This window comes from Cupriavidus sp. CPT47-8839-RL05A (assembly GCF_058792255.1).
Window position 1 is genome coordinate 255,722 of the sequence record NZ_JBYTEG010000009.1, and the last position, 9,046, is coordinate 264,767.

The 9,046-nt window shown below is 65.4% G+C and carries 10 protein-coding genes and 1 other RNA gene; 9 read left to right on the forward strand and 2 right to left on the reverse strand.

Annotated features, from left to right (window positions below):
• Window positions 1–39 precede the first annotated feature (39 nt).
• Window positions 40–870: a class II glutamine amidotransferase gene (locus AC3WVS_RS13720; protein WP_010813913.1), complete on the reverse strand. Its 831-nt coding sequence runs from the start codon at window positions 868–870 to the stop codon at window positions 40–42.
• A gap of 138 nt (window positions 871–1,008) precedes the next feature.
• Here AC3WVS_RS13720 and AC3WVS_RS13725 point away from each other — a divergent pair, with 138 nt between their 5' ends.
• From AC3WVS_RS13725 to rnpB, 5 genes are all read left to right on the forward strand, one after another.
• Window positions 1,009–2,082: a tartrate dehydrogenase gene (locus AC3WVS_RS13725; RefSeq protein ID WP_492319059.1), complete on the forward strand. Its 1,074-nt coding sequence runs from the start codon at window positions 1,009–1,011 to the stop codon at window positions 2,080–2,082.
• Entirely contained in the window at window positions 2,079–3,386 is a 1,308-nt protein-coding gene (locus tag AC3WVS_RS13730; protein WP_492319060.1) for a glycerate kinase type-2 family protein, read from the forward strand. The genes AC3WVS_RS13725 and AC3WVS_RS13730 overlap by 4 nt, the downstream gene beginning before the upstream one ends.
• Before the next feature lie 44 nt (window positions 3,387–3,430).
• The gene (gene pyrC / locus AC3WVS_RS13735) at window positions 3,431–4,465 is read left to right on the forward strand and encodes a dihydroorotase (RefSeq protein WP_492319061.1); all 1,035 of its coding nucleotides are present in this window, start codon (window positions 3,431–3,433) and stop codon (window positions 4,463–4,465) included.
• A gap of 20 nt (window positions 4,466–4,485) precedes the next feature.
• Window positions 4,486–5,313: a DUF3025 domain-containing protein gene (locus AC3WVS_RS13740; protein WP_492319062.1), complete on the forward strand. Its 828-nt coding sequence runs from the start codon at window positions 4,486–4,488 to the stop codon at window positions 5,311–5,313.
• A 34-nt stretch (window positions 5,314–5,347) separates the two neighbouring features.
• Window positions 5,348–5,688, forward strand: an RNA gene (gene rnpB / locus AC3WVS_RS13745) — RNase P RNA component class A.
• A gap of 54 nt (window positions 5,689–5,742) precedes the next feature.
• Here the strand turns inward: rnpB and AC3WVS_RS13750 are convergent.
• Window positions 5,743–6,165: an OsmC family protein gene (locus AC3WVS_RS13750; protein WP_492319063.1), complete on the reverse strand. Its 423-nt coding sequence runs from the start codon at window positions 6,163–6,165 to the stop codon at window positions 5,743–5,745.
• 722 nt (window positions 6,166–6,887) lie between these two features.
• Between AC3WVS_RS13750 and rplM the strand changes: the two genes are divergently transcribed.
• The 4 genes from rplM to erpA all read left to right on the forward strand — a co-directional run bounded on the left by rplM (window position 6,888) and on the right by erpA (window position 8,934).
• On the forward strand, window positions 6,888–7,316 hold the full coding sequence (gene rplM / locus AC3WVS_RS13755) for a 50S ribosomal protein L13 (protein WP_010813907.1): 429 nt from the start codon (window positions 6,888–6,890) through the stop codon (window positions 7,314–7,316).
• Window positions 7,317–7,328: 12 nt separating this feature from the next.
• On the forward strand, window positions 7,329–7,721 hold the full coding sequence (gene rpsI, locus AC3WVS_RS13760) for a 30S ribosomal protein S9 (protein ID WP_010813906.1): 393 nt from the start codon (window positions 7,329–7,331) through the stop codon (window positions 7,719–7,721).
• A gap of 254 nt (window positions 7,722–7,975) precedes the next feature.
• Window positions 7,976–8,464, forward strand: coding sequence for a bactofilin family protein (locus tag AC3WVS_RS13765; protein ID WP_492319064.1), 489 nt, complete (start codon window positions 7,976–7,978; stop codon window positions 8,462–8,464).
• A 101-nt stretch (window positions 8,465–8,565) separates the two neighbouring features.
• Window positions 8,566–8,934: an iron-sulfur cluster insertion protein ErpA gene (gene erpA / locus AC3WVS_RS13770; RefSeq protein WP_010813904.1), complete on the forward strand. Its 369-nt coding sequence runs from the start codon at window positions 8,566–8,568 to the stop codon at window positions 8,932–8,934.
• The last annotated feature ends 112 nt before the right edge of the window (window positions 8,935–9,046 follow it).

The following is a 9,046-nucleotide window of genomic DNA, read 5'->3' on the forward strand; positions in this document are numbered from 1 at the left end:
AAGGGACGCCTCGGCGTCCCTTTTTTCGTTCCCGATGGCTCAGGTGCAGGCCGTGTTGGCCGCGTTCTTCGCCTGCACTTCCGGCGGGATCGGCACCGTCAGCGTCATGGTCGGGTGCCCGTCCTCGAACATGATCAGCTCGCCCGGGGCGAAGCGGGTCCAGGTCTCGTTGTCGGTCAGCGGCTGGGTGGCGATCACCGCCACGCGGTCGTCCGGCGTGGTGACCTGGGCGAAGTCGATCGACAGGTCGGCGTCGATCAGGTGCGCGGTCGAAAACGGCCACTGCCGCACGATGTAGTACAGGTGCGTGGAGCAGTGCGCGAACTGGGCCTGGCCGTTGCACAGCAGGTAGTTGAACACGCCATGCAGCGTGATCTCGCGGGTGATGTCGGCCAGCGCATGGCACAGCTCGTTCAGCGGCGGCTGCGAACCCGGGAAGCGCTTGCGCAGGCCCTGCATCAGCGTGCAGAAAGCCAGTTCGCTGTCGGTATCGCCCACTGGCTGGTAGACGCCGGACAGGAACGGGGTGAAGCCCTTCAGGTCGCCGTTATGGGCAAAGATCCAGTGCCGGCCCCACAGCTCGCGCATGAAAGGGTGGCAGTTCTCCAGCAGCACGGTGCCCTGCGTGGCCTTGCGGATATGCGAGATGACGTTCTTGGACTTGATCGGGTAGCGCTTGATCAGGTCCGCCACCGGCGAGGTGCCGGCGGACTGGTTGTCGATAAACAGGCGGCAGGCCTTGTCCTCGAAGAAGGCGACACCGAAGCCGTCGGCGTGATGGTCGGTCAGGCCACCGCGCGCGGCAAAGCCGGTGAAGGAGAACGTCACGTCGGTCGGCGTGGCGCAGTTCATGCCTAGCAGCTGGCACATATCGGGGCACCGGTCGGCAGCGGGCTGCCGCTTTGCAATAGAATGCAGACATTATCCCGCGCACCCGGGCCGCTGCCAAGCAGCGTCGGCCGGCCGCGCGCGGCGACCGGCCATCCTGCACGTATCTCCCCAATAACCATGCGCCAATACAAGATCGCCGTGATTCCCGGAGACGGAATCGGCACGGAAGTCATGCCCGAGGGCATCCGCGTGATGGACGCCGCGGCGCGCCGCTTCGGCATCGACTTCCAGTGGGACCACTTCGACTTTTCCAGCTGCGACTACTACGCCCGCCACGGCAAGATGCTGCCGGACGACTGGTTCGACACGCTGGTCAAGTACGACGCCATCTACTTCGGGGCGGTGGGCTGGCCTGATGCCGTGCCTGACCACGTCTCGCTGTGGGGCTCGCTGCTGCAGTTCCGGCGCTCGTTTGACCAGTATGTGAACCTGCGCCCGGTGCGGCTGATGCCCGGGATCAGGAGCCCGCTGGCCGGCCGTCAGCCTGGTGATATCGACTTTTACGTGGTGCGCGAGAATACCGAGGGCGAGTATTCCAGCATCGGCGGGCGCATGTTCCCGGGCACCGAGCGCGAGATCGTGGTGCAGGAAACCGTGATGAGCCGTACCGGCGTCGACCGCATCCTGAAGTTTGCCTTCGAACTGGCGCAGAAGCGGTCGAAGAAGCACCTGACGTCGGCGACCAAGTCCAATGGCATCTCGATCACCATGCCGTACTGGGACGAGCGCGTCGAGGCGATGGCGGCCAGCTATCCCGGCATCAAGGTCGACAAGTACCACATCGACATCCTGACCGCGCATTTCGTCCAGCATCCGGACTGGTTCGACGTGGTGGTGGCCAGCAACCTGTTCGGCGACATCCTGTCCGACCTGGGCCCGGCCTGCACCGGCACCATCGGCATCGCGCCGTCGGGCAATATCAACCCCGACCGCACCTTCCCCAGCCTGTTCGAGCCGGTGCACGGCTCGGCCCCGGATATTGCCGGGCGCGGCGTGGCCAACCCGATCGGCCAGATCTGGTGCGGCGCCATGATGCTGGAGCACCTGGGCCATGAAGCAGCCGGTGCCGCCGTGCTGGGCGCGATCGAGAAGGTGCTGGCCGCGGGCCCCGAACATGCGCCGCTGACGCGCGACATCGGCGGCAGGGCCGGCACGGCCGACCTGGGCCTGGCTATCGCGGAGGCGCTGTGAGCGCGGCGGTCGCGGGCGATCCCCGCGCCTTGCTGCTGGACAGCTTCCACGCCGCGGTGGCGGCGGCCGATCCGCTGCAGATCGTGGCGCAGTACCTGCCGCCCCCCCACGTGGGCGGCCGCACACTGGTGGTGGGCGCGGGCAAGGCCGCGGCGTCGATGGCGGCGGCGGTCGAGCGTGCCTACGCCGGCAAGGCCACGCTGGAGGGGCTGGTGGTCACGCGCTACGCGCACGGGCTGCCGACCGACCATATCCGCGTGATCGAAGCCGGCCATCCGGTGCCCGATGAGGCAGGCGAGCAGGCCGCCGCCGATATCCTGGCCAGCGTGCAGTCGCTGACGCCGCAGGACCGGCTGCTGGTGCTGGTGTCGGGCGGCGGCTCCAGCCTGCTGTCGCTGCCGGCCGAAGGCATCCCGATGGCTGACCTGAAGGCCACCACCCGGGAACTGCTGCGCTGTGGCGCGCCGATCACCGAGATGAATATCGTGCGCAAGCATGTCTCGCGCATCCAGGGCGGGCGGCTGGCGCAGGCAAGCCATGCGCCGGTGACCACGCTGATCGTCTCGGACGTGGCCGGCGACGACCCCAGCGCGATCGCCTCGGGCCCGACCGTGGCCGACCCGAGCACCTTTGCCGATGCGCTGGAGATCCTGCGCCGCTGGGGCGCGCAGGTGCCGGCCAGCGTGCAGGCGCACCTGGGGCGCGGCGCCCGCGGCGAGGTGCCGGAGACGCCCAAGCCGGGCGATGCGCTGTTCGCCCGGGTCGACAACCGCATGATCGCCACCGCCCATGGCAGCTTGCAGGCGGCCGCGGCGCTGTTCCGCGAACGCGGCATCACGCCGGTGGTGCTGGGCGATACCGTGACCGGCGAAGCGCGCGAAGTGGCTCGCGTCTACGCTGCGCTGGTGCGCGAGATTCGCGCGTACAATGCGCCGTTTGCCGCGCCCGTGGCGCTGATTTCCGGAGGTGAGTGCACGGTCACTTTGCCTGCCGGCGGTGGTGCCACGAAGGCACGGGGCGGGCGCTGCTCCGAATTCCTGCTGTCGCTGGCGGTCGAACTTGACGGCATGCCCGGCGTGCATGCGATCGCGGCCGACACCGACGGCATCGACGGTTCGGAAGACAATGCCGGTGCGCTGGCCGATCCGACCACGCTGGCGCGCGCCGCGGCCGCCGGCCTGCCTGGGCTGCGCCAGCTGGACGCGCACGACGCCTGGGGCCTGTTCGATGCCATCGGCGACCTGGTGGTCACCGGCCCGACGCGCACCAATGTGAACGACTACCGCGCCATCCTGATTCTCTGATTTCGACGAACGCCAGCCGCCGCCGCGGCAGGCCCAAGCTAGCCATGACCCAGAAGCTCACCATCACCCGCCCGGACGACTGGCACCTGCACCTGCGCGACGGCGCGTCCCTGGCCGCCGTGCTGCCCGACACCGCGCGCCAGTTCGCACGCGCCATCATCATGCCCAACCTGAAGCCGCCCGTGACCACGGTGGCGCAGGCGCAGGCCTACCGTGCCCGCATCCTGGCGGCGCTGCCGGCCGGCCTGCAGTTCGAGCCGCTGATGACGCTGTACCTGACCGACAACACCACGGCCGAAGAGATTGCCGCGGCCAAGGCCAGCGGCTTCGTGCACGGCGTCAAGCTGTACCCGGCCGGCGCCACCACCAACAGCGACGCCGGCGTGACCGATATCCGCCGCTGCTACCCGGCGCTGGAAGCGATGCAGCGCGCGGGCCTGCCGCTGCTGGTGCACGGCGAGGTGACCGACCCCAGCATCGACATCTTCGATCGCGAAGCCGTCTTTATCGACCGCGTGATGACGCCGCTGCGCCGCGACATGCCCGAGCTGAAGGTGGTGTTCGAGCACATCACCACCAAGGACGCGGCCGAATACGTGCGCGACGCCAGCGGTCCGGTGGGCGCCACCATCACCGCGCACCACCTGCTCTACAACCGCAACGCCATCTTCACCGGCGGCATCCGCCCGCACTACTACTGCCTGCCGGTGCTCAAGCGCGAGACCCATCGCGAGGCCCTGGTGGCGGCCGCGGTCTCGGGCAGCCCGCGCTTTTTCCTGGGTACCGACAGCGCGCCGCACGCGCGCGGGTTGAAGGAGCACGCCTGCGGCTGCGCCGGCTGCTATACCGCGCTGCATGCGATGGAGCTGTATGCCGAGGCCTTCGACGGCGCCGGCGCGCTGGACAAGCTGGAAGCCTTTGCCAGCTTCAACGGCCCGGCCTTCTACGGCCTGCCGCGCAACACCGGCATGCTGACGCTGGAGCGCGAGGACTGGGAACTGCCGGCCGAGCTGCCCTATGGCGACACCACGCTGGTGCCGCTGCGCGGCGGCGAGACGCTGCGCTGGAAGGCCCGCTAAACCCTGCTGCGGCCTTGCCCATGCAGGTGCAAGCGGGCGACGAGCGCTTCGTCGCCGCGCTGGCCGGGATCGACTGGTCCCGGCCGTGGTTCCAGCCGTTTGCTGCGCAGGGTGCCGCACTCGCTGCGGCGGTGCAGGGCGGCGCCGATCTGCGCGCGCTGCTAAGCGCGTATGCAGCCCAACTCCGCCTGTGCAATGCCCGCGGCCTGCCGCTGCGTTTCATCGCCCAGCATGCCTTGCCGGAAGGCAGCGCCTATGAGGCGCATATCCATGCCACCGGCGAGATCCCGACCCGCGACAATCTCCACGATTTCTTCAACGCGCTGACCTGGCTGCATTTCCCGCAGGCCAAGCGCGTGCTCAACCAGATCCAGGCCGAGGTCATCGCGCGCGATGGCGTGCAGACCACGCGCGGCGGCGTGCGCGATGCGGCGACCCTGTTCGACGAGAACGCGGTGCTGTTTGTCAGCACCGACCGGGACCTGGCGGATGCGCTCAAGGGGTTTGCGTGGCAGCGCCTGCTGGTCGAATCCAGGCTGGTGTGGGGCAGGGCCTGCACGGTGGTGCCGTTCGGCCATGCGCTACTCGAAAAACTGGTGCAGCCGTACAAGTCGGTCACTGCCCATGCATGGGTGCTGCCGCTGGCGCCGCAGCAGGCGGCAGGCCCGTCGCTGGACGCCATGCTGGCGCAATCCCTTGCCGCTGCGGCCCAGGCTGGCGCGCTGCGCGGCGGGCGCAGTTTTGCGCCGCTGCCGGTGATGGGCATTCCGGGCTGGTGCAGCGATAACGCCGAACCTGGCTTCTATGCCGATACCGCGGTATTCCGGCCGGGACGTCGCTCTGGCTGAAGGCGCCGCCAATCGGTGTTAGACTGCGGGCCGCAAAGCAGGCCAGGCAACCGCTGCCTGCACCGCAAGGTGCAGGGGGAGGAAAGTCCGGACTCCACAGGGCAGGGTGTTGGCTAACAGCCATCCACGGCAACGTGCGGAATAGGGCCACAGAGACGAGTCTTGCCGCCGGGTTCGCCCGGCGGGAAGGGTGAAACGCGGTAACCTCCACCTGGAGCAATCCCAAATAGGCAGGCGATGAAGCGGCCCGCTGAGTCTGCGGGTAGGGAGCTGGAGCCGGCTGGTAACAGCCGGCCTAGAGGAATGGTTGTCACGCACCGTTTGCCGCAAGGCGGGCGGGGCGCACAGAATCCGGCTTATCGGCCTGCTTTGCTTCTTCTTCCGGCATGACCCGGCGCCACCACGGCGTACCGGGTCTGCATCTTCCCTTCAGGCTTCGACGATTTCCATCGTGTGCGTGATCTCGGCCGTCTTGGCCAGCATGATCGACGCCGAGCAGTACTTTTCGTGCGACAGCTTGATGGCACGCTCGACCGTGGCGGGGTTGAGATTCTTGCCGGTCACCACAAAATGGAAGTTGATGCGGGTGAAGACCTTGGGGTCCTCGCCGGCGCGCTCGGCCTGCAGCTGCACGCTGCAGCCGGAGACGTCCTGGCGGCCGCGCTTGAGGATCAGCACCACGTCGTAGGCGGTGCAGCCGCCGGTGCCGAGCAGTACCATTTCCATCGGCCGCGGCGCCAGGTTATGGCCGCCGCCCTCGGGCGCACCGTCCATCGCCACGATATGGCCGCTGCCGGTCTGGGCCACGAAGCTCATGCCGTCGGCACCCATCCATGTCACTTTGCATTCCATTTTGTTCGTTCCTGTCGTTTATATTGTGTGCTTCCGATCACAAGCGCATGATCACGAATCTTGCAATTCTCAGTATATGGCATCGCCAAGCTTGGGCTGCTGACGCCCATATCCCTACGAAATCTGAGGGTTTCCTCTAGTATGACAGCTCAATGACATGCCTTGATTTTGCATAAACCATTGATTTTTAAATGAAATATCCTGTCTGGTGCGCCACGTTCTTCTTTCCGCAATACGAAATTGCATTTCGCAGTGCAAATTCCCCTTGCACTGGGGAAAACCCCATGTATAATTTGAATCATTGAACGACGGCACTGACAGCGCGCCAGAGTGCGAAAGCGAAGCTCCAGGGCAAGCCGCACCGCCCGCCAGTCCCTCCGTCGATCTCCCAGTGTCTCCTCCACCCTCCTCCTTTGGTGGATTCAAACCCAAGCTCAACCGCTTGGGTTTTTTTTCGCCCCTGCGTTCTGGTGCGCTAAGCACTGACAAGTGCGCGACGCTGCCCTGGTTTGGTCCCGCCATGGCGGCGACCTTGACGAAAAGGTCAGTCTTTGCTTGTGCGGTTCCGGCAGCCGCCAGTATAATGGAAGGCTTTCCGTCATACCCGCGGAAGAAAGAGCAGGATCAGGCCAGCCTTCACGGGCCAGCCACAAGACTTGCAGGGGCGAGCACAAGCCTTCGCGAGTCGGATTTCGGGTACGAACTAATAGTCAGGAAAAATCATGAAGACCTTTTCCGCCAAGCCTCATGAGGTAAAGCGCGACTGGTACGTGATTGACGCGACGGACAAAGTCCTCGGCCGTGTCGCCAGCGAAGTGGCACGCCGTCTGCGCGGCAAGCACAAGCCGGAATTCACTCCGCACGTCGACACGGGTGATTACATCATCATCGTCAATGCAGCCAAGCTGCGTGTCACGGGTACCAAGGAAACGGACAAGAAGTACTATCGCCATTCGGGCTACCCGGGCGGTATCTACGAAACGACGTTCGGCAAGATGCAGCAGCGTTTCCCGGGCCGTGCCCTGGAAAAGGCTGTGAAGGGCATGCTGCCGAAGGGTCCGCTGGGCTATGCGATGATCAAGAAGCTGAAGGTTTACGCCGAAGCCGAGCATCCGCATGAAGCGCAGCAGCCCAAGGCGCTGGAAATCTAAGGAGGCCAATCCATGATCGGTAACTGGAATTACGGTACTGGCCGCCGCAAGAGCGCTGTGGCTCGTGTCTTCATCAAGTCGGGCAAGGGCGACATCATCGTCAACGGCAAGCCCATCAAAGAGTATTTCGCTCGCGAAACCTCGCTGATGATCGTGCGCCAGCCCCTGGAACTGACCGCTCACGCTGAAACGTTCGACATCAAGGTCAACGTGACCGGCGGTGGCGAAACCGGCCAGGCCGGCGCAGTGCGCCACGGCATCACCCGCGCCCTGATCGACTACGATGCGACCCTGAAGTCGGCCCTGTCGAAGGCTGGCTACGTCACGCGCGATGCACGTGAAGTCGAACGTAAGAAGGTCGGCTTCCACAAGGCGCGTCGTCGCAAGCAGTTCTCGAAGCGCTGATGCGTTTTCGCGGGTCCGGTACTGCCGGATCTTGCGAGACCAAAAAACCGCACGCTGGCCGTGCGGTTTTTTTTCGCCCGCAGGGTACGAAAATACTCTGGCCTGCCGAAAAAGCGATGGGGCAGCCATACTTTTGTGGGGTATGGGCTGCGCGCGGCTACAATCACGCCCTGTCGCCATCGGCAAGTGCTGCTTGCCGGCGCGAATGCGCCACGGCCGGAGGGGTCGGCACGAACGAGAGAGGAGTGAGAGTTATGCTGTTTTCGAAAAAGAAGGGCCTTTCGATCGATACGCTGATCGGCGAAGACACCGCCATCGACGGCGACCTGGTGTTTGCTGGCGGCCTGCGCCTGGACGGCCGCGTGCGCGGAAACGTCACCGCGGCGCAGGGCAAGCCGAGCATGCTGGTGGTCAGCGAAAAAGGCATGGTCGAGGGCGAGATCAGCGTCGGCCACCTGGTGCTCAACGGCACCGTCAAGGGCCCGGTGCAGGCCACCGACCTGCTCGAACTGCAGCCGCATGCCCGCGTGCTGGGCGACGTGCGCTATGCGGCGCTCGAAATGCACCAGGGTGCGCTGGTCGAAGGCCGCCTGATGCCGCTGCTGCAAGGCGAGGTCAAGGCGCTGCCGAACCTGGTCGAGGCCGCGCCTGCGGCTGAAGTGACGGAAGCGGCGGACGAGGCTGGTGCCACGGACCACACAACCCCCGCTGCCGACGCCCATCCCACTGAAAAGGCCGCCTGAGCGGCATCCGCCATGCCGGGAACCCCTTGAAAGCACAGGGTTTCGGCACGATCTTCCAGTAGCGCTTAGAATACAGGCGTATCTAAACAGGAGAACACCCCATGAACGCAGTCGCAGAGGCACCCGTTACCGAGGACGTGCCGGCACCGTTCGTCTTTACCGACAGCGCCGCCGACAAGGTCAAGCAGTTGATCGAGGAAGAGGGCAATGCCGAACTGAAACTGCGCGTGTTCGTGCAGGGCGGCGGCTGCTCCGGCTTCCAGTATGGCTTCACCTTCGATGAGGAAGTCAACGAAGACGACACCACCATGGTCAAGAACGGCGTCACCCTGCTGATCGACTCGATGAGCTACCAGTACCTGGTCGGCGCCGAGATCGACTACAAGGAAGACATCAACGGCGCGCAGTTCGTGATCAAGAACCCGAATGCCTCGACCACCTGCGGTTGCGGCTCGTCGTTCTCGGTCTGACCGGCACCGGTCCCCAAAAAAACGCACCTTCGGGTGTAATGCCGTTCAGTTAAGGTCCTTCTTCAGGTACCGAACGGTGTAGCGAGAAGGTCGCGACTTAACGATCCGTGCG